The organism is Klebsiella sp. 1SOBk10mer (genome assembly GCF_046602535.1).
Taxonomy (GTDB): domain Bacteria; phylum Pseudomonadota; class Gammaproteobacteria; order Enterobacterales; family Enterobacteriaceae; genus Klebsiella; species Klebsiella quasipneumoniae.
The window spans coordinates 147440-172470 of the sequence record NZ_JBKIUP010000007.1; the positions used below are offsets into that span (position 1 = coordinate 147440).

Here is a 25031-nt window from a genome sequence, read left to right on the forward strand (position 1 = left end):
CGCGGCCCATGGAGGCAAGGAACGTGTTAAAGGGCGGCTGAAAAATTGACGCGTCATTCTAATGGCGGCCCCCCAGGAACACAAGCGCATTTGCACAAATAATTCGCACTATGCGTCAAGTTGCGCTAAGTGGGTGATTTAAAATTAACCAGCAAAGGAAGCGGCATTTTTTTGAACAACTGCATCAGAAAAGGTCGCCATGCGACGAACGCGCAGCGATTACACTTATATCAAAGCCCAACGACCACAGGAGAGCCCCCGAGTCAGCGTCAGGACTGTCAGTCAGGAGCGTAGTATATGAAACTGAAAATCATCGCCATGATGGCTGCGCTTTTCTTCAGCGCCAACGCGCTGGCAGCTATCCAAATCACCGAACGACAGGCCCGCAACATGGACGACGTGCAGAGCCTCGGCGTTATCTATATCAATCACAATATGGCCACTGAGCACGAGGCTGAACAGGCCCTTAGCCAGCTGAGCGATGCGCAGGGGGCGAAATACTTCCAGCCCATCCTGATGCATGAACCAGAAACCAACGGCCCGCTTCGCGCCAGCGCGGTGATATACCGCTAACGCCGGGCCCATTCTTCGCCTCTCCTCGCGAGGGGCGAAGCGAAACCCTCACCTAAACGCAATTGAGAATTATTTTATAAACCGACTTATCAGCGTCATTGCAACCTGATTTAATCATCAGTCTGTTTTTTGATAATCAGGAGTAATGGATGGTTCCGCGTTTCGCCACCTTAGGCCGCATCCCCAAAGGCGTTTGGGTGCTCGGCGGCGTCAGCCTGCTGATGGATGTGTCGTCCGAGATGATCCACAGTCTCTTACCGCTGTTTATGGCCACCACCCTCGGCGCCAGCGTGATCATTATCGGTCTTATCGAGGGGCTGGCGGAAGCCACCGCCCTGATCCTGAAAGTCTTCTCCGGCGCGATCAGCGACTACGTCGGCAAGCGCAAAGGGCTGGCGCTGCTGGGCTACGGCCTGGGCGCGCTCAGCAAGCCGCTGTTTGCCATCGCCCCGACCGCCGGCGTGGTGTTTAGCGCCCGCATGATAGACCGCGTAGGCAAAGGCATTCGCGGCGCGCCGCGAGACGCGCTGGTCGCCGACGTCACCCCACCGGAGATCCGCGGCGCTGCCTACGGGCTGCGTCAGGCGCTGGATACCATTGGCGCCTTTCTCGGCCCGCTGCTGGCTGTGCTGCTGATGTTTCTCTGGGCCAACGATTTTCACGCCATATTCTGGGTGGCGGTTATTCCCGCCGTGCTCTCCATTCTCCTGCTGGGTTTTGGTCTGCAGGAGCCAAAATCCGCCATCGGTCATAAACGCAGTAATCCGCTGAAGCGCGAAAATCTGCAAAAGCTCTCCGCCGCCTACTGGTGGGTGGTCGCCATCGGTAGCATCTTCACCCTTGCCCGCTTCAGCGAAGCCTTTCTGGTGCTGCGCGCCCAGCAGATGGAGATCCCGCTGTTTACTATTCCGCTGGTGATGGTGGCGATGAACCTCGTCTACAGCGTTACGGCCTACCCGTTCGGCAAGCTCTCTGACAGCATGAGCCACAGCAAACTGCTGCAGTGGGGACTGCTGGTGCTGATCCTCGCCGATATCGTGCTGGCCCTCAGCGGCCACTGGAGCACGCTGCTGGTCGGGGTCGCGCTATGGGGAATTCACATGGGGATGACCCAAGGGCTGTTGGCGGCGATGGTCGCCCATACGGCGCCGCCGGAGCTACGCGGCACGGCGTTCGGTATGTTCAACCTGATGAGCGGCCTGGCGCTGTTGCTGGCCAGTACCTGCGCCGGAGTGCTGTGGGAAACCTTCGGCGCCGCTTCGACGTTTTACGCTGGCGCGATAATTTGCGTGGTCACGCTCATCGGCATGCGCGCTATGCCGTCAGTTTATCGTCAGGGCTAAAAAACAGCTCCGGGGCCAGACCAGTTGTTTCACCGTGACGGTGAAAGCCCCGGAGCGCGTCGTTTACTTCTGCCCGTAGTAGGCGTTCGGCCCGTGTTTACGCAGAAAATGTTTTTCCATCAGCCAGCTATCAATCGGCTGCAGCTGCGGATTAATGCCGCGGGCAATCCACGCCATGCGCGCCACCTCTTCCATCACTACCGCGTTGTGCACCGCCTCGTGGGCGTCTTTCCCCCAGGAGAACGGCCCATGCTGATAGACGACGATCCCCGGCGTATGCAACGGGTTTGTCTCGCCCAGCGTTTCGATAATCACCTTCCCGGTGTTCAGCTCGTAGGCCTCATCCACCTCCTGCGCGCTAAGCGCCCGGGTGCAAGGGATATCACCGAAGAAGTAGTCCGCATGAGTGGTGCCGAGCGCCGGGATCGCCAGCCCCGCCTGCGCCCAGGCGGTAGCGTGCGTCGAGTGGGTATGCACCACCCCGCCAAGGCCGGGATAACGGCGATAGAGCGCCAGATGGGTAGCGGTATCAGAGGAGGGACGCCAGCGTCCTTCCACCACGTTGCCCTGCAGATCGACCACCGTCATGTCATCGACGGTCATGGCGTCGTAGGCCACGCCGCTGGGTTTGATCGCCACCAGCCCGCGCTGCCGGTCAATCGCGCTGACATTGCCCCAGGTGAAGGTCACCAGGCCGTAGCGCGGCAGATCCATATTGGCCTCGAACACCTGCTGTTTCAGTTGTTGCATTACGCCGCCTCCATCAGCCCGGCGCGGGCCATCCGCGCTTTCACCCAGTCGCGCGCCTTCGCCACTTCCGCTAGCGGATCCGCGCTGCTTTCACTCCACATCTCAATCAGATACGGGCCGCAGTAGCCGGTCTGTTTGAGGGTTGCGAAGCAGCGTTCAAAATCGACGACCCCTTCGCCGAACGGCACGTTTTTAAAGACGCCGGGCCGGGTATCTTTGACGTGCACCGCCACGATGTGCCCCATGCCGGCCTGCAGCTCCATCTGGACGTCGTTATCCCACGCCGACAGATTGCCGATATCGGGATAAAGCTGGAACCACGGATTATTCAGGTAATGGGCGTAGCCCAGCGCTTTGCTGATCGAGTTCATCAACGGGTAGTCCATAATCTCCATCGCCAGGGTTACCTGGGCCCGGCTGGCCATCTCGACGCTCTCTTTCAGGCCATCGCGAAAGCGGCGCCGCGTCTCATCGTTCGCCTGCTGGTAATAGACGTCGTAACCTGCCAGCTGGATCACCCGGATCCCGACATCCTGCGCCAGCTGGATGGCTTTGCGCATGATTTCCAGCCCCTGAAGACGCACCGCGTCATCTTCGCTGCCCAGTGGAAAACGGCGATGGGCGCTCAGGCACATCGATGGCACCCGGACGCCGGTTTCGGCCACCGCCTTGACCAGCGCCAGACGCTGCTCCGGGCTCCAGTCCAGCCGTGCAAGGCGAGCGTCCGTTTCATCGAGGGACATTTCCACAAAATCAAAGCCCAGCGCTTTCGCCAGCTTTAGCCGCTCCAGCCAGCACTCCCCGGCGGGGAGCGCTTTTTCATAGATGCCGAGCGGAATTTGTTTCGCCAACATAGCCGCTCCTTAACCCCACAGCTGGGCGATAGAGCGTTTAAACTGGCGCGCCGCTTCCACCGGCGAAGCGGCATCGCGGATGCTGCGCCCGGCAATAAAGACGTGGATGGGGATGCCGGCGAACAGCGGCAGGTCCTCCAGCGCCAGGCCGCCGGTGACGGTCACTTTGAAGCCCATATCGGACAGACGCTTAATTGCGCTGATATCCGCCTCGCTCCACGCCACGCCCGCCGCCTGCGCGTCGCGGCTGCGGTGATAAACCACCTGCTGAATGCCCGCCTCGCGCCATGCCTGCGCCTGCTCCCAGGTCCAGAAGCCGGTTAGCTCGATCTGAACGTCGCCGTTGAACTCTTTGGCGACATCCAGCGCCCCTTTGGCGGTATTGATATCGGCGCAGCAGATCACCGTGACCCAGTCGGCGTTGGCTTCAAAGCACATTCGCGACAAAATCTTGCCGGCGTCGGCGATTTTGGCGTCCGCCAGCACAATTTTATGTGGATACAGCGCTTTCAGATCGCGCACCGCACGCACCCCTTCGCCGACGCAAAGGATGGTGCCGACTTCAATGATATCCACCTCTTCGGCGATCAGGCGGGTGGTCTCGTAGGCGCTGGCCAGCGTTTGGTTGTCCAGTGCGACCTGTAACATAGGTAATGACATGATAGTGTTCCTTTTAAACAGCCGCTGCGGTGGCGTTTTTAATTAAATCCAGCACTTCCTGCTCGCTGCGACAGGCGCGTAAACGGTCGAAATTGGCTTCATCATCAAACAGGTTAACGATCTGCATGATGCCCACTTCCTGGTGGGTGGTGGCGTCAACCGCCGCCATGGTGATCAGGATGTCGACCGGGTCGTTATCTTCGTGGTTGAAAATTAGCGGTTTCTTTAGCGTGACCAGCGCAAAGCCGGTTTTTTTGACGCCCTCTTCCGGCCGCCCGTGCGGCATGGCTAATCCCGGAGCGATCACAAAATAGGGGCCGTGCTGCGCGACGCCGTCGAGGATTGCCTGGTAGTAGCGCGGTTCCACGACGTCGGCGGCCACCAGCAGATCGACGCCGATTTTTACCGCCTCCTGCCAGGTTTCCGCTTCCGCCTGCAGGCGGATGGAGTGGTTCTGCGCCAGCGATTCATGAAGTTTCATGGCCGCTCCTTATTTCACGTCCTGCGGGAAGTGAGCTTTAATCACCTCCAGCAGCTTGGGACCGAAATCCGCTGGCGAAAGCATGTTACGCACGCCCACCACATGTTTATTACCGGAGACGGTAATCTCCCCCGCGATATGGGTTGAAGCGATGATGATATCCGCGCCGTTCAGCTCGCTTTTGTATTCACCTACCGCGCAGCTGTTTACCGTGTGGTCGATGTTGGATTGCGTCAGAAACTGGTCCACCTTCATTTTCATGATCATGGAACTGCCTTGCCCGTTACCACACACAGCCAGAATACGTACGGTCATAATCAGAACTCCTTATTGGGCAGAGGCCTCTGCCAGTTGTTTTTCCGCGTCCTCCTCGGCGCGCAGCGCGCGGCCGGCGAAGAACATATAAGCCAGTGCAATCAGGATGATGACGGCCATAAACGCCAGCCCGACGGAGGCGAAGCCCTGCATCATCGGCGGCGCCAGAATCGACCAGTCCGCCATCCCCATCCAGGCGCTCATGCCGGTGAGTTTCACCGCCCATACGCAACCGAATATTTCAATCATGCCCATCACCAGGCAGATTTTGAGCGCCGCGCGCCAGCCGCCAAAGTGGTTGGCAAAAACGCCAATCGTCGCGTTGGAGAAGAACATAGGGATAAAACCTGGAATAATCAGAATCGGGGAGCCGACGCCGACCAGAATGCCGACGGCAATCAGCTGACCGATGGTGCCCCACATAAAGCCCCAGACCACCGCATTCGGCGCGAAGCTATAGATAGCGGCGCAGTCGATCGCCAGCACCGCCCCGGGGATCAGACGCTGCGAGATACCGTTGAAGGCTTCGGACAGCTCGGCGACGAACATCCGCACGCCCTGAGTGATGATGAAAATCGCCACCGCGAAGGAGAAACCGGTCTGCAGGATATAGACCGTCCAGTGGGTTTTACCCGCCATCGCCTGCACCACGTCAATGCCGAAAGAGAGCAGGATCGCACCGAAGAAGATAGTCATCACAATCGCGGTGGAAACAATGTTGTCGTGGAAGATGTTCAGCCAGCCGGGCAGCTTGAGGTCTTCGACGCTCTCCTCTTTTTTCCCCAGCCAGGGAGCCACTTTGTAGGCAATCCACGAGGCGAACTGCTGCTGGTGCCCGATAGAAAAACCGCAGCCGTCGGTGACCAGCTGAGTAGGCTTGTACATCATATTGGAGGTAATGCCCCAGTAGAGTGACACCAACACCGCGGTGCAGATGATGGTGGTCCACATGGAGTAGCCGAAAATAAAGAACGAGACCGCAATCAGCCCCGCCTGCTGAAACATGATATGGCCCGTCAGCATGATGGTGCGGATGCCGGTAATCCGGCGCAGCAGGACGTAACAGATATTCAGCGCCAGCGCCAGCAGCACCGCGTAGCCCACCCAGCTATAGGCCTCGCCCATCCGGTCGATGGTCGCCATCATCGAGGCATAGGTGTCAGAGATGGCGCCGTTAATGCCGTACACCTCTGACATTTTCGCCACCACCGGTTTAAAGGTGCTGGTGAGGATGCCGGAGCCGGCTTGTAACAGCATGAAACCGATAATGGTTTTGATGGTGCCTTTGATAATCACGCTGACGCTTTTACGCAGCAGGATATAGCCCAGGCAGGTCACGATACCCAGCAGTAGCGGGGCATTAGTCATCACCTGATTAAAGAAAACGGTAAAGATGTTGTAGAGGATTGCCATAACACACTCCCGATGGTGAAGGCGCTGAACGCGCCTTACGCTCAGCATTTCTCGCTGCTCACTCTAATAATCAAAAATAATCACAACAAGATTAAATTTGATTAAATGTGACGCACGCCGCAATAATCCTTTCCTTCACTCAGGTTATTTCCATTCATTTATAATGAAATAAAAATAAACATTTTAAATCATATAGATAAAACAAAAACCAAGGCGCATAAGCTGTGAAAAAGACGGGAGATCATGCGTATCAGATCGCAAAAGGGATGGAAAACATGATTGCAATCCTGGAAGCACAGTGACAACATAAATCAAAACCAATCAAATAATGATTACTTTTGAAAATGCACGAGGAAGACCGCGATGAGTAAAGTACAGACCATCACCCGTGAATCATGGATCCTGAACACCTTTCCGGAATGGGGTAGCTGGCTGAATGAAGAGATTGAGCAAGAGCAGGTTGCGCCCGGCACCTTCGCCATGTGGTGGCTGGGCTGTACCGGCATCTGGTTGAAATCCGAAGGCGGCGCCAACGTCTGCGTCGATTTCTGGTGCGGCACCGGCAAGCAGAGCCACGGCAATCCACTGATGAAAACCGGCCATCAGATGCAGCGGATGGCAGGGGTGAAGAAGCTCCAGCCCAATCTGCGCACCACCCCGTTCGTGCTCGATCCATTCGCCATTCGCCAGATTGACGCGGTCCTCGCGACCCACGATCACAACGATCATATTGACGTCAACGTCGCCGCCGCCGTCATGCAGAACTGCCCGGCCGATGTGCCGTTTATCGGCCCGAAAACCTGCGTCGATATGTGGATCGGCTGGGGCGTGCCGAAAGCGCGCTGTATCGTCATGAAGCCCGGCGATGTCGTGAAGATTAAGGACATTGAGATCCACGCGCTCGACGCGTTCGACCGTACCGCGCTGATCACCCTCCCGGCGGATCAAATAGCCGCCGGCGTGCTGCCGGACGGGATGGACCAGCGCGCGGTCAACTATCTGTTTAAAACACCGGGCGGCAACCTGTACCACAGCGGCGATTCCCACTACTCCAACTACTACGCGAAACACGGCAACGAGCATCAAATTGACGTCGCCCTCGGCTCGTATGGCGAGAACCCGCGCGGGATCACCGACAAAATGACCAGCGCCGATATCCTGCGTATGGCGGAGTCGCTCAACGCCAAAGTGGTGATCCCGTTCCACCATGATATCTGGTCGAACTTTCAGGCCGATCCGCAGGAGATCCGCGTCCTGTGGGAGATGAAAAAAGATCGTCTGAAGTACGGCTTCAAGCCGTTTATCTGGCAGGTCGGCGGCAAATTTACCTGGCCGCTGGATAAAGACAATTTCGAATATCACTACCCGCGCGGCTTCGACGACTGCTTCACCATCGAGCCGGATCTGCCGTTCAAATCCTTCCTGTAAACCGCCTCCGGCAGGCCCTGCCTGCCGGAAATACCCCGCCTGAGGGTTAGTATTTTCACATGATTTCAAATATCATCTTTGCCGTTCACTTTTAATCGGATTCGCTCATGACGGAAGCGCAAAGGCACCAAATTCTGCTGGATCTGCTCGCCCAAACGGGGTTTGTTACCGTAGAGCAGGTGATGTCGCGGCTCGGGATCTCACCCGCAACGGCCCGACGTGATATCAACAAGCTGGATGAAAGCGGCAAACTGAAAAAGGTACGCAATGGCGCGGAAGCCATTAGCGAGCAGCGCCCCCGCTGGACGCCGATGAATATCCACCAGGCGCAGAATCTGGATGAAAAAGTGCGTATTGCGCGCGCCGCTTCGCAACTGATCGCGCCGGGTGAGAGCATCGTCATCAACTGCGGCTCCACCGCCTTTCTGCTGGGGCGTGAACTGTGCGGCAAACCGGTGCAGATCATCACTAACTATCTGCCGCTGGCCAACTACCTGATCGACCAGGAACACGACAGCGTGATTATCATGGGCGGGCAGTACAACCGCAGCCACGCCATCACCCTCAGCCCCCACGGCAGTGAAAACAGCCTCTATGCCGGGCACTGGATGTTCACCAGCGGCAAAGGGTTAACCGCCGAGGGGTTATACAAAACAGATATGTTGACCGCCATGGCCGAGCAGAAAATGCTCAGCGTGGTCGGCAAGCTGGCGGTGCTGGTCGACAGCAGCAAGATCGGCGAGCGCGCCGGAATGCTATTCAGCCAGGCCGGGCAAATTGACGTGGTGATCACCGGCAAACAGGCCGATGCCGCGATCCTCAAGCAGCTTGAGGACCAGGGCGTCAGCGTGATCCGCGTTTAAAGATGCTGCTGAAAAAAGGCGACCGTCGTGGCCAGCGCCTCCGGGGTGATGCGATGGCGGACGCCTTTCTGCCAGACGCAGGTCAGCCTGGCTGCAAGGTCGCTCTGCCTGAGCGCTTGCTCAAGACGGAAGGTCTCTTCCGGCGGCACCACGTCGTCGGCATCGCCATGCCAGAGCAACAGCGGCCGCCGGGCGAGCGACGCCAGCTGATGGCTGACATCCCATTCGCTGAGGCTGTCGCCATCAAAGCCAGGCGAGGGAAACAGGGTTTGCGACAGCGAACGAAAATAGCCTGATCCCATCAGGCAGGCGACGCTGTTCAGCTCGGGATGGTGCGTCATGATACCCAGGGCCGTCATTCCCCCCATCGACGCCCCTGCCACCGCCAGTCGCTCTCCTTCCAGCCAGCCTTCGGCGATAATCGCCTCGCGCAGCGCGGGAAACTCGCTGAAATTCTGCTGCAGGATCGGCCAGAAGCGCTGCATCCGCCCGGTCTCATCACCGTGATAGCGCGCGCCATGCTCCGGCGCGTCCGGCATAATCACCCGGAAACCCGCCTGGGCCAGCGCCACCGCAAAGTAGCTGTAAACCAGTTTCGACGAGGTAAAGCCATGATAAAAGACGATACAGGGCAGTGGTTTGTCCAGACTCTCCTGCGGGCAGGCATGCAAAATTTCGCCACCGCCGAGGTTGCGCATTTCTAGTGCAATCATTTATCGTCTCCCTTCTCTATTGTGGTTAGGCGGCATGGGAAAATGCATTCACCAGGCAACCCAGTTTGCTACGATTCATAATGTTGAGAACCCGGTTACGCTTTCACAACATTTTCATTCGAAAATCGCGTCAGAGATAACAGTTCGGGAACATTCCCCGGAAATCCTGTTAAGGCTACCACTACACTATCACTATCAGGAAACGAGATATGGTTATGCGCAGGTTGTCTCCGTGGTTACTGGCTATCGTCCTCAGCGGGTGTAGTGCTCTGCAGGGAACGCCGGAAGCCCCGCCGCCCGCCACCGACCATCCGCAGGAGATCCAGCGCAACCAGACGGCTGGCCTGCAGAAAATGGCCACGGTGAGCGTACTGATGTACGGTTCGCCGATGGATGTCGAAGCGGCGCTGAAGGCCAAAGCAGAAGCGGCCAAAGCCGATTACTACGTCATCATCATGATCGATGACACCATGGTACCCGGCCAGTGGTATTCGCAGGCGATCCTCTATCGTCGATGACGAGGCGGCGTCTTTAAATCTGCTTTACACAGCTTTGCGTCCATTCACGTTCTCCTGTGCATAATAACGTTCGGCCAGCCACCTGGCAGGACGTTAGCAACGGACTGCCCTTGGGACTACGTGAAATGGAGCTGACGATGAAACGATCTTTTACCCTATCCAGCCTGCTGTTAACCACTGCGACGGCCAACACGTCCGCGCAGTCAGCCGAATTCGCCAGCGCGGATTGCGTTACCGGCCTGAATGAAATCGGTCTGATCTCCGTCGCTAATCTTTCCGGCAGCCAACAGGATGTGGAGCACGCCATTGCCCGCAAAGCGGACGAGCAAGGCGCCTCCTGGTATCGCATTATTCAGATGTACGAGGAACAACAGCCGGACAGCTGGCGCGTGCAGGCCATTCTCTACGCCTGAGGTGCCTGGCGCCCCCGCCCCATGGCCCGCAGCAGCAGGTCGTCGAGGGTCGGCGCGTCAAGACGTATGCCGCCGCGCGTGTCGAGCATCATCCGGCACCAGGCTTCGGCCAGCGGCGGCGAAGCGAAACGCAGCATCTGCGCCCCCGCCCCCAGACGATAGACCAGCCGGGCAATCTCTCTGCCCTGCTCTTCGGCGGGTCGTTTCAGCAATTGCTGCAGCTGACGCCATGCGCGGTCGAGATGGCGGTTTTGTCCTTTCACCTCCGCACACTCCGCGGCCAGCAGCTCCATCGCCGCCGGCTGCTTGCTCAGCACCCGCATCACATCGAGGCACATAATATTGCCGGAGCCTTCCCAGATGCTATTGACCGGCATCTCGCGATACAACCGCGGCAACTCACTCTCCTCGCAATAGCCGATCCCTCCCAGGACTTCCATCGCCTCAGCGACAAACGGGATACCGGCCTTGCAGATGGCAAACTTGGCCGCAGGCGTAAACAGACGCGCCCAGGCGCTTTCCCGGGCATTATCCCGACGGTCCCAGGCTCGCGCCAGACGAAACAGAAACGCGGTCTGTCCTTCAAGACGGAGCGCCATTTGCCCCAGCAGCTGGCGCATCATCGGCTGATCGACCAGATTTTTACCGAACGCCTGACGCTGTAGCGCATGATACAGCGCTACGGAGAAGGCCCGGCGCATCAGGGCATGGCTGCCCAGCGCGCAGTCAAAGCGGGTGAGACCGCCCATCCTGAGGATCTGCCGCACGCCGTCGCCCTCGTCGCCCACCAGCCAGCCGCAGGCGTCATAAAACTCCACTTCGCTACTGGCGTTGGAGCGGTTGCCGAGCTTCTCTTTTAAGCGCTCCAGACGCACCCCGTTGCGCTGCCCGTCGGGCAGCAGGCGCGGCACAAAGAAGCACGACAGACCCGCAGGCGCCTGGGCCAGCACCAGGTGCGCATCGCTCTGCGGCACCGAGAAGAACCATTTGTGTCCCACCAGCCGGTAAAACCCTTCCGCTGTTTTCTCCGCGCGGGTGGTATTGCTCAGCACATCGGAGCCCCCTTGCTTCTCGGTCATCCCCATGCCAATCAGCAGACCGCGCTTCTGGTCGCCCGGCGCGAGGTGGGGATCGTAACGGTCGCTCAGCAGCGGCGACAGCCAGTCGCCAAAAGGCGCGGGCAGGGCGCGCTGCAGCAGGGGCGTCGCGGCGAAGGTCATGGTTATCGGGCACAGCGTTCCGGCCTCTACCTGGGCGTGAAGCAGAAAGCGAGCGGCGCGCGCGACAAACGCGCCTTCACGGGCATCCTCCTGCCAGGCAAGATTATGCACCCGGTTCGCGCACAGCCCCTGCATCAGCAGGTGCCAGGCGGGGTGGAAGCGAACGTCGTCCAGTCGGGCGCCGGTGGCGTCATAGCGCAGCAGCTCCGGCGGGTTGCTGTTGGCCAGGCGTCCCAGCTCCAGCGATTCTGCGGTCCCCAGCTGCTGGCCAATGCTGGCGAGCAGATCGCCATCCCAGCCGGCACCTTCGCGGACCACCGCTTCACGTAGGGCGGTATCGGACAGGAACAGATTGCTGTTATTCAGCGGGGTCGGTTGATTAAAAACGGTGTGGGTTTGCCAGTGCATCGTGTCTCCCTCCATCAATGGCGATAAGCCTAAGTATGGTTATCCGGGGGGATACTCGCCCGCGAGAGCGGTCACAAAAAAGCCATCCCGAAGGATGGCTTTTTAGTTTCGTCAGCGGGTCAGCTTAGCTGCGCTGGCGTACCGCCTCAAACAGGCAGATGCCGGTGGCCACCGAGACGTTCAGCGAAGAGACGCTGCCCGCCATCGGAATGCTGATCAGCTCATCGCAGTGCTCGCGGGTCAGGCGGCGCATGCCTTCGCCTTCCGCGCCCATCACCAGCGCCATCGGCCCGGTCATTTTGCTCTGGAACAGCGTATGGTCGGCTTCACCTGCGGTTCCAACGATCCAGACGTTCTCCTCCTGCAACAGACGCATGGTGCGCGCCAGGTTGGTGACGCGGATCAGCGGGACGTTCTCCGCCGCGCCGCAGGCCACTTTCTTCGCCGTCGCATTCAGCTGCGCGGAACGATCTTTTGGCACAATCACCGCGTGCACGCCGGCAGCATCGGCGCTGCGCAGGCAGGCGCCGAGGTTATGCGGATCGGTCACACCGTCAAGGATCAACAGGAACGGCTGATCGAGCTGCGCCAGCAGATCCGGCAGATCGTTCTCCTGATACTGACGCCCCGGCTTCACGCGGGCAATGATCCCCTGGTGTACCGCGCCTTCGCTCTTCTCATCGAGAAACTGGCGGTTGGCCAGCTGAATCACCACGCCCTGCGCTTCCAGAGCGTGGATCAGCGGCAGCAGGCGCTTATCCTCACGGCCTTTCAGAATATAAACTTCCTGAAAACGCTCAGGTGCGCGCTCCAGCAGTGCCTGCACCGCATGGATGCCGTAAATCATTTCACTCATTGATGTACTCGTTTTAGGTTCTGTTATCCGCCCTTCACCCCGTCCTGCGTCAGCAGACTTCAGGATGAAGGGTGGTCAATCACTCGGCGCTCTTCTTCTTTGCCGCGCGCTTGGCTTTGGTGGCGGCGGCGATTTTCTGCGTTTTCGCCGACGGTTTTTTCGCTTTCTTCTCGCCTTTCGGCTTCGCTTTCGCCTGGTCTTTTTCTTTGCGGAACGCGCTGTCCGGCTCGAAGTTCACCTGCTTACCGACCTGACGACGACGGCCGCCCGGTTTGCCGGAGGTGCTCTTTTTCGCTTTCTCACGGGCGGTTTTGCCGACATTACGCGGCGCGCGCTCGCTGGAGATTAGGGTAAAGTCGATTTTACGCTCGTCCATGTTGACCGCTTCCACACGGACTTCCACGCGGTCGCCCAGGCGATAAGTCTGCCCGCCGGACTCGCCGATCAGACGCTGCCCCACCTGGTCGAAACGATAGTAGTCGTTATCCAGAGAGGAAACATGCACCAGGCCGTCGATAAACAGATCGTTGAGACGGACGAAGAAGCCAAAGCCGGTCACGCTGGCGATAACCCCGGAGAAGATGTTGCCTACCTGATCCTGCATGAAGTCGCACTTCAGCCAGTCGGAGACTTCGCGCGTCGCTTCATCAGCGCGGCGTTCGGTCATCGAGCAGTGCTCGCCCAGCTGCAGCATCTCTTCCATGCTGTAGTGCCAGCCGCCGGTCTCCGTGCTGTTGCCTTTATGCCCCTGCTCTTTGGCCAGCAGATATTTGATGGCGCGGTGCAGCGACAGATCCGGGTAACGACGGATCGGCGAGGTGAAGTGGGCATAGGACTGCAGCGCGAGGCCAAAGTGCCCGCGGTTTTCCGGATCGTAGACCGCCTGCTTCATCGACCGCAGGAGCATCGTCTGAAGCATTTCCGCATCCGGGCGATCGGCGATGGAGGTCAGCAGTTCGGCGTAATCGCGCGGCTCCGGCTTGTTGCCGCCAGGCAGTTCCAGCCCCAGCTCCGCCAGCACGCTGCGGAACGCGGTAATCGCCTCGGTGCTCGGCTTATCGTGAATACGGAACAGCGCCGGCTCCTGCGCCTTCTCAACGAAGCGCGCGGCGGAGATGTTCGCCAGGATCATGCACTCTTCAATCAGCTTGTGCGCATCGTTCCGCTGGGTCTGTTCGATACGCTCGATACGGCGCTCGGCGTTGAAGATGAATTTAGCTTCTTCACTTTCAAATGAGATACCGCCGCGCTCTTCGCGGGCGCCATCCAGCACCTTGTAGAGGTTATGCAGTTCTTCAATATGCTTCACCAGCGGCGCGTAGTGCTCGCGCAGCTCCTGGTCGCCCTGCAGTATATGCCACACCTTGGTATAGGTCAGGCGAGCATGTGAACTCATCACCGCTTCATAGAATTTATAACCGGTCAGACGGCCTTTTGACGAAATCGTCATCTCGCACACCATGCACAGGCGATCGACCTGCGGGTTCAGCGAGCACAGACCGTTAGACAACACTTCCGGCAGCATCGGTACCACCTGCGACGGGAAATAGACCGAGGTTCCACGGCTGCGCGCTTCCGCGTCCAGCGGCGTCCCCGGACGCACGTAGTAGCTGACGTCGGCAATGGCTACCCACAGGCGCCAGCCGCCGCCGCGTTTCTTCTCGCAGTACACTGCGTCATCGAAGTCGCGGGCATCTTCACCGTCAATAGTGACCAGCGGCAGGGAGCGCAGATCGACGCGCCCGGCTTTCGCCTCTTCCGGCACCTGCTCTTTCAGGCCGGAAACCTGATTTTCTACCGCCGGCGGCCAGACGTACGGAATTTCATGGGTGCGCAGCGCCATATCGACAGCCATGCCGGTACCCATGTTGTCGCCCAGCACTTCGACGATTTTCCCCACGGCTTTGGTGCGGCGGGTCGGGCGCTGGGTCAGCTCGACCACCACCACGTAGCCCATCCGCGCGCCCATAATCTCTTCCGGCGGGATCAGGATATCGAAGCTGAGGCGACTGTCGTCCGGGACGACGAAACCGACGCCAGCGTCGGTAAAGTAGCGGCCAACAATCTGGCTGGTTTTCGGCACCAGGACGCGGACGATGCGCGCTTCGCGGCGGCCCTTGCGGTCCGCGCCCAGCGGTTGGGCCAGCACCTGGTCGCCATGAATACAGGTTTTCATCTGCTCTGACGACAGGTACAGATCGTCTTTGCGCCCTTCAACACGCAGGAAACCATAGCCATCACGGTGACCAATAACGGTTCCTTTGAGGAGATCAAGGCGCTCCGGCAGCGCATAGCACTGACGGCGGGTGAAGACCAGCTGACCGTCGCGTTCCATCGCGCGCAGGCGGCGGCGCAGCGCTTCGGTTTGCTCTTCGCCCTCGATATTTAACTCGATGGCCAGCTCATCGCGGCTGGCGGGCTTTTCCCGTTTGGTTAAATGTTCGAGGATAAATTCCCGGCTCGGGATTGGGTTCGCGTACTTCTCAGCTTCGCGTTCCTGGAATGGATCTTGTGACATATCGGTTCCTCCGTTGTCATCTCCGGCAGAGTGGCGTCACTCCACCAGCAATAATTTATAAAGCGGTTGATTCTTCTCAACCAAATCAGCCAGCGTATAGTTATCCAGTTCCTTGAGAAAACTCTGCGCGGCTTCAGCTAGTGCCTGTTTCAGACGACAGGCTGGTGTAATGTGGCAAAACTCGCTGCTGCAGTTGACCAGCGATAAGGGTTCCAGGTCGCGTACCACGTCACCGACGCGGATCTGTCCAGCTGGTTTGCCGAGGCGAATGCCCCCGTTCTTCCCCCGCACGGCAGTCACATAGCCCATGCGACTTAACTGATTGATTATTTTAACCATATGATTACGGGAGACGCCATAGACCTCGGTTACTTCCGAGATACTGGTCATCCGTCCTTCCGGCAGCGACGCCATATAAATCAGCGCCCGTAGTCCGTAATCGGTGAAACTCGTTAACTGCACATAAACCTCAGGGAAAAGAAAACAGGGTATGTCGAGCGACATCATTATTATTGATGATAAACCAGCCAGCGCTCAGGCCGCTAATTTATTTAAAATGGGGCGGGCGAACAGCAAAAACAAGGGCGCCTGAACGGCGCCCCTTGCGAGTGATTATGCGTCGAACGGGTCGCGCAGAATCATGGTCTCGGAACGGTCTGGACCAGTAGAGATGATATCAACCGGTACGCCGGTCAGCTCTTCAATACGCTGGATGTAGTTCAGCGCTGCCTGCGGCAGGCCGCTGCGCTCTTTCACGCCGAAGGTGGTTTCAGACCAGCCCGGCATGGTTTCGTAGATAGGCTCGATACCTTCCCAGTTGTCGGCTGCCAGCGGAGTGGTGGTCACTTCGCGGCCATCCGGCATACGGTAGCCGACGCAGATTTTCACTTCTTTCAGGCCGTCGAGGACGTCCAGTTTAGTCAGGCAGAAGCCGGACAGGGAGTTAATCTGCACCGCGCGACGAACCGCGACGGCGTCCAGCCAGCCGGTACGACGACGACGACCGGTGGTGGCGCCGAATTCGTTACCCTGCTTGCAGAGGAACTCGCCGGTCTCATCAAACAGCTCGGTCGGGAACGGACCCGCGCCGACGCGAGTCGAGTAAGCTTTGATGATACCCAGAACGTAATCTACGTAACGCGGGCCCAGGCCGGAGCCGGTCGCCACGCCACCCGCGGTGGTGTTGGAAGAGGTTACGTACGGATAGGTGCCGTGGTCGATATCCAGCAGCGTGCCCTGTGCGCCTTCGAACATTACGAAGTCGCCACGTTTACGCGCCTGATCCAGCAGGTCGGAAACGTCCACCACCATGCCGGTCAGGATGTCGGCAATCGCCATCACATCGTCCAGCACTTTCTGGTAGTCAACCGCTTCTGCTTTGTAGAAATTCACCAGCTGGAAGTTGTGATATTCCATCACTTCTTTCAGTTTATCGGCGAAGGTTGCTTTATCGAACAGATCGCCAACGCGCAAACCGCGACGAGCGACTTTATCTTCGTAAGCCGGGCCGATGCCGCGACCGGTGGTGCCGATCGCCTTCGCGCCGCGCGCTTTTTCACGCGCCACGTCCAGCGCCACGTGATAGTCAAGGATAAGCGGGCAGGCTTCAGAGAGCAGCAGACGCTCGCGAACCGGGATACCACGGTCTTCCAGGCCCTTCATCTCTTTCATCAGCGCAGCCGGAGACAGCACGACGCCGTTACCGATGATGCTGGTGACGTTTTCACGCAGAATGCCTGATGGAATAAGATGGAGAACGGTTTTTTCACCGTTGATTACGAGAGTATGGCCGGCGTTGTGACCACCCTGGTAGCGCACAACATATTTAGCCCGTTCTGTCAGGAGATCGACGATCTTCCCTTTACCTTCGTCACCCCATTGGGTGCCCAGTACGACGACGTTGTTACCCATTTTTCAAAATCACCGTTTGCTTAAAAATGGATTCTACCATCGCTTTTTCAGAGTTACAGCACTTTTTGCATCCAAAATAAGGCAAATCCGACCACTTTTTGATCAGCCAATCGATTTCCTCAACATGTAGTAGATCACAATCCCGGCAACCACAAGTCCGCCGCCAAAGCGCCGCAATAAATTATCCGGAAGCTGGCTCAGGCTGGCGACCATCTTGCGCCAGGCTCGCGGATAAAGTAGCGGGCCAAGCCCTTCGAGTACTAAAACCAGCGCCAGCGCCAGCCAAATGGTGGAGTTCATCGTCAACCCTAATTGAAAATTATTATCGCCGCCTTCGCAGGTGTCATCGGCCAGCATAGTGAATGCATTCACTCAATTCACATTGTCCCGTATTTCCTCTTCATTATGAACCGGAAAGGTGAAACAAAATTCATAACCAGTTGTATTGCTGTCTATTTTTTAAATTGCAACTATGCCGTCGCGTACTACAACCCGGTACGTCTACATAATCAGGAAGATTATCATGAGAGAATTAACCGCAGTTGAAATCGAAAATGTGAGCGGCGCTGGCTGGTTACAGGATGGCCTGGCAACCTTAGGCAGTAAGGTTGGTGCCGCCGTATGGACGATGGGCACCGATGCCCTGAGCATCAACCTGCCGCTGATTGGCACCATTAATCTGGCCGATCTGGCGCCGGACCTGGGCAAAACCCTGGGCGAAAGCGTTGGCTCATCTATCGGCGGCACCATCGAGAGTACGCTGGCGAGCCTGCCGGTGATCGGTGGCCTGCTAAACAAGCTGCTCGGCAATTAATTCCGCCCTCAGAGTATGAAAAAGGCGCCTGTTTCAGGCGCCTTTTCGCGTTGACACTTCAGGTTTACACCCTCTCCGGCTTATTTACGCGCCGAATCCGGTGAACGCATATAGCGGAAGAAATCGCTATCCGGGCTCAGGACCATGACATCCTGATTGCTCTGGAAGCTCTTCTCATAGGCGCGCAGGCTACGAATAAAGGAATAGAAGCCCGGATCCTGACTGAACGCGTCGGCAAACAGTTTTGCCGATTCCGCATCGCCTTCACCACGCAGGATACGACCCTGCCGCTCGGCTTCCGCCAGCGTCTTGGTGACTTCATAGTCCGCGGTCGCGCGCAGTTTTTCTGCCTCTTCCTGGCCCTGTGAACGGTGACGACGGGCAACCGCTTCACGCTCCGCGCGCATACGGTTATAGATCGCTTCCGACACTTCCGCCGGCAGGTTGATCTGTTTGATACGCACGTCGACCACTTCAATACCCAGCGCCGCCATACTGTTCGGGTTGATCACCTGCACTTTGCCGTTGGTTTCCGCTTCCACGCGCTCTGCCGCTTTGGCAATCGCATCGTCAGCCGCCGGCGTGCTAACCTCGTCTTCCGTACCGGCCGACCCTGAGTTCAGCGCATCACGCACTTCCAGCGTCAGGCGGCCACGGGAATCGGTGACGATGTCTTTCACATCCAGACGACCAATTTCAGAACGCAGACGGTCCGAGAATTTACGCTTCAGCAGCACCTCGGCCTGGGAGACGTCGCCGCCGCCGGTGGCCAGGTAGTAACGGCTGAAGTCGCTGATACGCCACTTGATATAGGAGTCGACGATCAGGTCTTTCTTCTCTTTAGTAACGAAACGGTCAGCCTGGTTGTCCATGGTCTGAATACGCGCATCCAGCATCTTCACCGATTCGATAAACGGGATCTTGAAGTGCAGGCCTGGCGCATACACCAGCGGCTTGTTTTCGTCGTCGCGCAGAACTTTACCGAAACGCAGCGTGATACCGCGCTCGCCTTCCTTGACGACAAAGACAGACATGTAGAGCACTACCAGCACGATGACAATGATTGCGATAACAGATTTACGCATCGTTATTCCCCCTGACGCTGGTAGTCGTTACGCTGCGCGTTAGCGCGGCGTTGGTCCATAATGCTACCCCCGGTTGAGCTCGAGGTTGATGAGGTGCTGGCGCTGCTTGAGCTGGATGCTGGCGGCAGGCGCAGCAGATCGCTGGCGTCACTGCTATCGCTCTTTGCTGCCGGCGCAGCGGCGCCTTTCAGCATCTGATCCAGCGGCAGAACCATCAGATTGCCGTTTTTGCTGTCATTGACCAGCACTTTACGGGTGTGGCTCAGCACTTTTTCCATGGTTTCGATATACAGACGCTCGCGGGTAATTTCCGGCGCAGCTTTGTATTCCGGCAGGATCTTGGCAAAGCGAGCCACTTCACCCTGGGCTTCCAGAACGGTCTGGGTCTTATAGGCGCGTGCCTCTTCGAGGATACGCTGCGCCTGACCATTCGCCCGCGGCTGGACTTCGTTGGTATACGCTTCCGCTTCACGAATGTACTGCTGCTCGTTCTCACGCGCGGCAATGGCATCGTCAAACGCGGCTTTCACCTCTTCCGGCGGACGTGCCGTCTGGAAGTTGACGTCCAGCAGAGTGATGCCCATGTTGTACGGGCGAATCGTCTCTTCCAGCTCACGCTGAGTATCGCTACGGATCACGGTACGACCTTCGGTCAGAATGCGATCCATAGTGTATTTACCGATCACCCCGCGCAGCGCGCTGTCGGTGGCCTGACGCAGGCTGTCGTCCGCGCTGGTGACGCTAAACAGATAGCGCTCCGGATCGGTGACGCGGTACTGCACGTTCATCTCAACGCGCACCACGTTTTCGTCAGAGGTCAACATGACGCCGGACGCCGCCAGTTCACGTACCGACTCCACGTTTACTGCCTGCACGTTATCGATAAAGGTCGGCTTCCAGTTCAGGCCCGGCTCAACCAGATGGCTGAACTTACCAAAGCGGGTGACCACGCCGCGTTCGGCTTCTTTAATAGTATAGAAACCGCTGGCCGCCCAGATAATCACTGCCGCCGCGGCAACGATGCCGACAATACGCCCGCCCATCGGTCCGCGAGGTCCCTGCGCGCTATTGCCGCCGCCCAGTCCGCCCTTGCCGCCGCCGAGCCCGCCAAGTTTTTTACTTAACTTGCGGAAGATATCATCCAGATCCGGCGGCCCCTGCTCGCGACCGCCTTTGTTGCCATTTCCCTCAGAGTTGCCGCCAGGTTTGCTGCTCCCCCACGGGTCGCGGTCCTGTCCGTTATTACCGGGCTGATTCCACGCCATGTATATGCTCCATATTTGTTTTTGATATCCCCACAGGGGTCAATATCTTCAGGCAAGCTGCAAGGTCAAACCACATAGTCAACAAGCGTTGGCTCTTGCTTACAGAGGCGCCGCCAGTCAACGATCGGCATGCGCACCTGCAGACTCACGCTGCCGTCATCCTCCATCCACTCTTTTTCTATCGCCTGAAGCTGATAGAAACGGCTTCTCAGTCGCCCTTCTTTCGGCGGTAAGCGCAGCGTATGCTGGGCCACTTCACCGGAAAGGCGCTCCGTTAACGCCTGAAAAAGCAGTGGTACGCCAACCCCGGTCTGAGCGGAAAGCCAGACCCGAATCGGTTTATTTTCATCGTCGCGATCGATGCGCGGTTCAAAATCGTCCAGCATGTCGATTTTGTTCATCACCAGCAGCGCCGGGATCTCATCGGCCTCAATTTCAGCGAGAACCGTATTTACCGCATCAATGTTTTCCTGCACGCGGACATCCGCAGCGTCAATCACATGCAGCAGCAGCGTCGCCTGACGCGTCTCCTGCAACGTCGCTTTAAACGCGGCCACCAGATCGTGCGGCAGGTGGCGAATAAAGCCGACGGTATCGGCCAGCACCGTTTCGCCGACGTCAGGGACGTCAATGCGGCGCAGCGTCGGGTCCAGGGTCGCGAACAGCTGGTTCGCGGCATAGACCTCGGCGGCGGTGATCTGGTTAAAGAGCGTTGATTTTCCGGCGTTGGTGTAGCCCACCAGCGACACGGTTGGAATATCGGCTTTCGCGCGCGACCGCCGCCCCTGCTCACGCTGTTTTTCGACTTTTTCCAGCCGCGACAGGATCTGCATGATGCGGTTACGCAATAAACGACGGTCAGTTTCGAGCTGGGTTTCACCCGGGCCACGCAAACCGATCCCGCCCTTTTGTCTTTCAAGGTGGGTCCAGCCGCGGACAAGGCGGGTCGCCATATGGCGCAGCTGCGCCAGCTCGACCTGCAGTTTCCCTTCATGGGTGCGCGCGCGCTGAGCGAAAATATCTAAAATAAGACCGGTACGATCGATAACCCGGCATTCGCACAGGCGTTCCAGGTTGCGTTCTTGCGCCGGACTCAGGGCATGATCGAAGAGCACGACCGAAGCGCCGGTCGCTTTAACGGCTTCCGCAATTTCGACTGCCTTACCTTCACCAACAAAATACTTCGGGTGCGGTGCTTTACGGCTACCGGTAATCACCTGCATTGCTTCGACACCGGCGGAAGAGGCCAGAGTTTCAAACTCCTGGAGGTCTTCCATATCTTTGTCTTGCAAAAAATAGATGTGTACCAGTACCGCCTGCTCACCGGCGTCATAACGGTCAAACAAGCGTAAACCCCTTATAAAATACCAGCGGGGAACGCAGAAAACCTGGCTCCCCGGCGTGGAAAAACAGCACTAGCCTTATTCGGCGTCGTCGCTGTCTTGTTGTGGCGCAGAAGAGCCCTGCGCGCTACCACCGTGGTGATAGTTACTGGAACCGCCGCCAGCATTGTTGCTGTGGTGAGACACCGGGCGAGACGGGACAACAGTAGAAATTGCGTGCTTATAGACCATCTGGCTGACCGTGTTCTTCAACAGGATCACGAACTGATCGAAAGACTCAATTTGCCCTTGCAGCTTGATACCATTCACCAAATAAATAGAAACCGGAACGCGTTCCCGACGCAAAGCGTTCAGGAACGGATCTTGTAAAGATTGCCCCTTAGCCATTCTCTCTTTTCCTTATATGTATGCTTGTTTTGTACTCAGAACCTTACGATTCTCAAAAAAAATTACGCACGATACCGTTTAATTGTACACGTTCAGTTCTGGCTCGCACCAACAACCTGTAATACTTTGTTGAGCGCTTGTTCAGGTTGTTCACTGTCTAACCAATGCACACCTTCCCAACCGCGCAGCCAGGTGACCTGACGTTTGGCTAACTGTCTCGTGGCGCAAACACCTCGATAAACCATCTCATCATATGGGATCTCGCCATTGAGATATGACCACATCTGGCGGTATCCGACACAACGGATGGAAGGCATATCCGTATGCAAATCTCCGCGGGCAAAAAGCGCCCGTACTTCTGCTTCAAAACCTGAAGCTAACATCTGATGAAAACGCTGTTCTATGCGTTGATGGAGCAGTTCACGGCTCGCCGGGGCGATGGCGAACTGATGCACCTGATATGGCAGAGCGTCTCCTGACGTTTGCGTCAGTTCCGTTAAAGTTTTACCCGAAATGAAAAAAACTTCCAGTGCCCGGGAAAGCCTTTGCGGATCATTTGGATGAATACGCGCAGCCGCTACGGGATCGATCTCCTGTAACTGCTGATGTAACGCGTTCCACCCCTGCTCTGCGGCCTGTTGCTCAATCCGCGCTCTGACCTCTGGGTCAGCGGACGGTAAGGGCGACAATCCTTCCAGCAACGCTTTGAAATACAACATCGTCCCGCCGACTAACAGCGGAATTCGCCCGGCGGCGACAATTTCCGCCATCGCCGCCAGCGCATCGCGGCGAAAATCCGCCGCGGAATAGGCCTCTGCAGGATCCAAAATATCCAGCAGCCGGTGCGGCGCGGCGCTCAGCTCTGCGGCATCCGGTTTGGCGGTGCCAATATCCATTCCCCGATAAATGAGGGCGGAATCAACACTAATCAACTCTACTGGCAAAACTTTACGTAAGGCTATCGCCAGCGCGGTTTTGCCGGAGGCCGTCGGGCCCATTAAAAAAATTGCCTTGGGCAGGCTCGCCTCGGTTACATCATTCATCTTTCAGGGCATTCATCGCCGAATGGAGATCTACAGGTTGTAACAGGCCACCCGGCGGCGTTCTCACCAGCTGCGGGCAAAGACGCTCAACGTCCGCCAGCAGCGCAATCGCCTGCGCCATATTCCATGACGTCTGTTCGCTCGTCAGATTACGCGCCATCCATTGGGCGATATTGCCGACGTCGAATGCGTTTTGCTGCGCCAGGTAGCCTATCAGTTCAGGAATCAAGATTTGTAAATTTTGTTGTCTTAAGGGTAAAGGGACCGCGCGCACCGTCACGTGCAGGGCATCGGTATGCATATCGATCCCCAGTTGCGTCAGCGCCGGATGCGCGGCGGCCAGCGCCTGTTTTTCCCCTTCCGTCACTTTTAACCGCAGGGGGATCAGCAGCGGCTGGGCACAGACGGCCTCTGCTTCCGGGGTCAACTGCGCCTGGCGCAGCCAGCGCTCGGCAACGGTCAACGACAGCAGCGCCAGGCCGCCCTCGCGCTCGAGCAGCGCGCAGTCGCGGCTCACAATCGTCAGCACTCTGCCAAAGCTCTGGCTGTGACCGGCCAGTTCCGCCGTGGCCGGAGTCTGTAACGCGGGCTTTGGCGCCGTTGGCGTGTCGAGCAACTGACGATAAAGCGCCCCTTGCTGCTTCTGGTAACCCGGCTGCGCGTGCGGCCAGCTCGCGCCGCCCGGCCTGCCGCTGGAGGCCGCAGGCTCACGCGATGGCGTGATGCTGAAACGGGTTGCCGGTTCACGCGCTTCCGACGGCCGCGCAAACTGGTTGCCGCCCGCCGCGATCCGGTTCTCCGGCATCGGACGGGGCGCCGGCGGGTCGTCTTTTTCCGCCAGCGGCGCGTCAAGTTGCTGCTGCAGCACGCTCAGTACGCCCTGGTAGATAAAGTCATGCACCAGGCGCGACTGATGGAAACGCACCTCATGCTTGGCCGGATGGACGTTCACATCCACCTGATGGGGATCGATCTCCAGATACAGTACAAACGCCGGCTGCTGATCGGCCCCCAGTTTGTCTTCACAGGCCTGGCGGATAGCGTGGTTGATCAACCGGTCCCGCATCATCCGCCCGTTAACGTAGCAATACTGAATTTCCGCCAGTGCAGAGTTAGTATGCAGCGGATCGGCGACCCATCCGCGCAGGGTCAGATCGCCATGCTGCCACTCGATCGCCAGGGCATGTTCAAGAAAGGCGGCGCCACAGATGGTTCCCAACCGCCGCTCCCGCTGGCCATCCTGAGCGACTGCCCGATACTGGCGCATCACCTTGCCGTTATGGCTGAGGTTGATGGTGACGTCGAATCGCGCCAGCGCAATGCGGCGGACCACCTCGTCAATGTGGCCGAACTCGGTCTTTTCGGTGCGCATAAATTTGCGCCGCGCCGGGGTGTTGTAGAACAGATCGAGGACTTCAAGGGTCGTACCGACCGGGTGCGCCGCCGGCTTCACCGTCACCGCCTGCTCGCGGCCTTCGGCATACGCCTGCCAGGCTTCCTGCTGTTCCGCCGTGCGCGAAGTGAGCGTCAGGCGCGCCACCGAACTGATACTGGCCAGCGCTTCGCCGCGAAAACCGAGGCTGATAATGGCTTCGAGATCGTCGAGCGAGGCGATCTTGCTGGTCGCGTGGCGAGCCAGGGCCAGCGCCAGCTCGTCTTTTTTGATGCCGCAGCCGTTATCGCGAATGCGAATAAGCTTCGCGCCGCCGCGTTCGATATCAATATCAATCCGCGTGGCGCCCGCATCAAGGCTGTTTTCAACCAGCTCTTTCACCACCGACGCGGGCCGTTCCACCACTTCGCCGGCGGCAATCTGGTTGGCGAGCTGCGGCGGCAGAACCTGAATCGGCATCCCCT

26 protein-coding genes are annotated in these 25031 nt (G+C 58.1%); 7 read left to right on the forward strand and 19 right to left on the reverse strand.

Translation table 11 applies throughout. The annotated features are described in order from the left end of the window. Positions 1 to 297 precede the first annotated feature (297 nt). Both ACLH1I_RS18820 and ACLH1I_RS18825 read left to right on the forward strand, forming a co-directional pair. Complete coding sequence (locus ACLH1I_RS18820; protein WP_004206463.1) at positions 298 to 573, forward strand: DUF1471 domain-containing protein; 276 nt, start codon at positions 298 to 300, stop codon at positions 571 to 573. 149 nt (positions 574 to 722) lie between these two features. Continuing rightward, positions 723 to 1916: an MFS transporter gene (locus tag ACLH1I_RS18825; RefSeq protein WP_065878176.1), complete on the forward strand. Its 1194-nt coding sequence runs from the start codon at positions 723 to 725 to the stop codon at positions 1914 to 1916. Between the two features lie 63 nt (positions 1917 to 1979). Here ACLH1I_RS18825 and ACLH1I_RS18830 read toward each other — a convergent pair whose 3' ends face one another. The 6 genes from ACLH1I_RS18830 to ulaA are packed head-to-tail and all read right to left on the reverse strand — an operon-like array spanning position 1980 to position 6389. Continuing rightward, entirely contained in the window at positions 1980 to 2666 is a 687-nt protein-coding gene (locus ACLH1I_RS18830) for an L-ribulose-5-phosphate 4-epimerase (RefSeq protein ID WP_043519299.1), read from the reverse strand. Beyond that, positions 2666 to 3520, reverse strand: coding sequence for an L-ribulose-5-phosphate 3-epimerase (locus ACLH1I_RS18835; RefSeq protein WP_017900591.1), 855 nt, complete (start codon positions 3518 to 3520; stop codon positions 2666 to 2668). Before ACLH1I_RS18835 ends, ACLH1I_RS18830 begins: the two co-directional genes overlap by 1 nt. Positions 3521 to 3529: 9 nt before the next feature. Continuing rightward, complete coding sequence (gene ulaD, locus ACLH1I_RS18840; RefSeq protein ID WP_008807179.1) at positions 3530 to 4180, reverse strand: 3-keto-L-gulonate-6-phosphate decarboxylase UlaD; 651 nt, start codon at positions 4178 to 4180, stop codon at positions 3530 to 3532. A gap of 13 nt (positions 4181 to 4193) precedes the next feature. Further along, positions 4194 to 4661, reverse strand: coding sequence for a PTS ascorbate transporter subunit IIA (ulaC, locus tag ACLH1I_RS18845; RefSeq protein WP_002885683.1), 468 nt, complete (start codon positions 4659 to 4661; stop codon positions 4194 to 4196). Positions 4662 to 4670: 9 nt separating this feature from the next. Next, on the reverse strand, positions 4671 to 4976 hold the full coding sequence (gene ulaB, locus ACLH1I_RS18850) for a PTS ascorbate transporter subunit IIB (protein WP_002885682.1): 306 nt from the start codon (positions 4974 to 4976) through the stop codon (positions 4671 to 4673). Positions 4977 to 4988: 12 nt separating this feature from the next. Beyond that, complete coding sequence (gene ulaA / locus ACLH1I_RS18855) at positions 4989 to 6389, reverse strand: PTS ascorbate transporter subunit IIC (RefSeq protein WP_023319569.1); 1401 nt, start codon at positions 6387 to 6389, stop codon at positions 4989 to 4991. Between the two features lie 363 nt (positions 6390 to 6752). On the opposite strand from ulaA, the gene ulaG reads away from it, so the two are divergent. Next, positions 6753 to 7817: an L-ascorbate 6-phosphate lactonase gene (ulaG, locus tag ACLH1I_RS18860; RefSeq protein ID WP_049003758.1), complete on the forward strand. Its 1065-nt coding sequence runs from the start codon at positions 6753 to 6755 to the stop codon at positions 7815 to 7817. Between the two features lie 107 nt (positions 7818 to 7924). Beyond that, positions 7925 to 8680, forward strand: coding sequence for an HTH-type transcriptional regulator UlaR (gene ulaR / locus ACLH1I_RS18865; protein WP_004206453.1), 756 nt, complete (start codon positions 7925 to 7927; stop codon positions 8678 to 8680). Here the strand turns inward: ulaR and yjfP are convergent. Continuing rightward, positions 8677 to 9393: an esterase gene (yjfP, locus tag ACLH1I_RS18870; RefSeq protein ID WP_004206452.1), complete on the reverse strand. Its 717-nt coding sequence runs from the start codon at positions 9391 to 9393 to the stop codon at positions 8677 to 8679. The two genes, ulaR and yjfP, sit on opposite strands and share 4 nt — an antisense overlap. A 209-nt stretch (positions 9394 to 9602) precedes the next feature. Here yjfP and bsmA point away from each other — a divergent pair, with 209 nt between their 5' ends. After that, positions 9603 to 9911, forward strand: a complete 309-nt coding sequence (bsmA, locus tag ACLH1I_RS18875) for a biofilm peroxide resistance protein BsmA (RefSeq protein WP_004206451.1) — start codon at positions 9603 to 9605, stop codon at positions 9909 to 9911. Between the two features lie 137 nt (positions 9912 to 10048). Next, positions 10049 to 10324, forward strand: a complete 276-nt coding sequence (gene yjfN / locus ACLH1I_RS18880) for a DUF1471 family protease activator YjfN (RefSeq protein ID WP_004206450.1) — start codon at positions 10049 to 10051, stop codon at positions 10322 to 10324. Here yjfN and ACLH1I_RS18885 read toward each other — a convergent pair. The 6 genes from ACLH1I_RS18885 to ACLH1I_RS18910 form a co-directional block, all read right to left on the reverse strand. Then, positions 10315 to 11952 (reverse strand): isovaleryl-CoA dehydrogenase, encoded by a 1638-nt coding sequence (locus ACLH1I_RS18885; protein WP_049092062.1) that lies wholly within the window; start codon positions 11950 to 11952, stop codon positions 10315 to 10317. The genes yjfN and ACLH1I_RS18885 overlap by 10 nt on opposite strands. A 124-nt stretch (positions 11953 to 12076) precedes the next feature. After that, on the reverse strand, positions 12077 to 12808 hold the full coding sequence (gene rlmB / locus ACLH1I_RS18890; RefSeq protein ID WP_002885669.1) for a 23S rRNA (guanosine(2251)-2'-O)-methyltransferase RlmB: 732 nt from the start codon (positions 12806 to 12808) through the stop codon (positions 12077 to 12079). Positions 12809 to 12887: 79 nt separating this feature from the next. Next, positions 12888 to 15326 carry a ribonuclease R gene (gene rnr, locus ACLH1I_RS18895; protein WP_004206447.1) on the reverse strand — a complete coding sequence of 813 codons (2439 nt, stop codon included), beginning with the start codon at positions 15324 to 15326 and terminating at the stop codon, positions 12888 to 12890. A gap of 36 nt (positions 15327 to 15362) precedes the next feature. After that, complete coding sequence (nsrR, locus tag ACLH1I_RS18900) at positions 15363 to 15788, reverse strand: nitric oxide-sensing transcriptional repressor NsrR (RefSeq protein WP_002885667.1); 426 nt, start codon at positions 15786 to 15788, stop codon at positions 15363 to 15365. Positions 15789 to 15938: 150 nt separating this feature from the next. Beyond that, a complete protein-coding gene (locus tag ACLH1I_RS18905; protein ID WP_004206445.1) occupies positions 15939 to 17237 on the reverse strand; it encodes an adenylosuccinate synthase in 1299 nt (432 codons plus the stop codon). A 102-nt stretch (positions 17238 to 17339) separates the two neighbouring features. Further along, the gene (locus tag ACLH1I_RS18910; protein ID WP_002885664.1) at positions 17340 to 17537 is read right to left on the reverse strand and encodes a DUF2065 domain-containing protein; all 198 of its coding nucleotides are present in this window, start codon (positions 17535 to 17537) and stop codon (positions 17340 to 17342) included. Between the two features lie 223 nt (positions 17538 to 17760). On the opposite strand from ACLH1I_RS18910, the gene ACLH1I_RS18915 reads away from it, so the two are divergent. Further along, the gene (locus tag ACLH1I_RS18915; RefSeq protein ID WP_004206444.1) at positions 17761 to 18051 is read left to right on the forward strand and encodes a hypothetical protein; all 291 of its coding nucleotides are present in this window, start codon (positions 17761 to 17763) and stop codon (positions 18049 to 18051) included. Positions 18052 to 18131: 80 nt separating this feature from the next. On the opposite strand, the gene hflC is transcribed toward ACLH1I_RS18915, so the two are convergent. From hflC to mutL, 6 genes are all read right to left on the reverse strand, one after another. Further along, a complete protein-coding gene (hflC, locus tag ACLH1I_RS18920) occupies positions 18132 to 19136 on the reverse strand; it encodes a protease modulator HflC (protein ID WP_002885662.1) in 1005 nt (334 codons plus the stop codon). Positions 19137 to 19138: 2 nt separating this feature from the next. Continuing rightward, a complete protein-coding gene (gene hflK, locus ACLH1I_RS18925) occupies positions 19139 to 20401 on the reverse strand; it encodes an FtsH protease activity modulator HflK (protein ID WP_004146726.1) in 1263 nt (420 codons plus the stop codon). Positions 20402 to 20466: 65 nt separating this feature from the next. Next, positions 20467 to 21747 carry a ribosome rescue GTPase HflX gene (gene hflX, locus ACLH1I_RS18930; protein WP_411302879.1) on the reverse strand — a complete coding sequence of 427 codons (1281 nt, stop codon included), beginning with the start codon at positions 21745 to 21747 and terminating at the stop codon, positions 20467 to 20469. A gap of 75 nt (positions 21748 to 21822) precedes the next feature. After that, positions 21823 to 22131: an RNA chaperone Hfq gene (gene hfq / locus ACLH1I_RS18935; protein ID WP_002885659.1), complete on the reverse strand. Its 309-nt coding sequence runs from the start codon at positions 22129 to 22131 to the stop codon at positions 21823 to 21825. A gap of 92 nt (positions 22132 to 22223) precedes the next feature. Next, positions 22224 to 23174 carry a tRNA (adenosine(37)-N6)-dimethylallyltransferase MiaA gene (gene miaA / locus ACLH1I_RS18940; protein ID WP_004206442.1) on the reverse strand — a complete coding sequence of 317 codons (951 nt, stop codon included), beginning with the start codon at positions 23172 to 23174 and terminating at the stop codon, positions 22224 to 22226. Beyond that, positions 23167 to 25026, reverse strand: coding sequence for a DNA mismatch repair endonuclease MutL (mutL, locus tag ACLH1I_RS18945; RefSeq protein ID WP_198079894.1), 1860 nt, complete (start codon positions 25024 to 25026; stop codon positions 23167 to 23169). The genes miaA and mutL overlap by 8 nt, the downstream gene beginning before the upstream one ends. Positions 25027 to 25031: the final 5 nt, after the last annotated feature.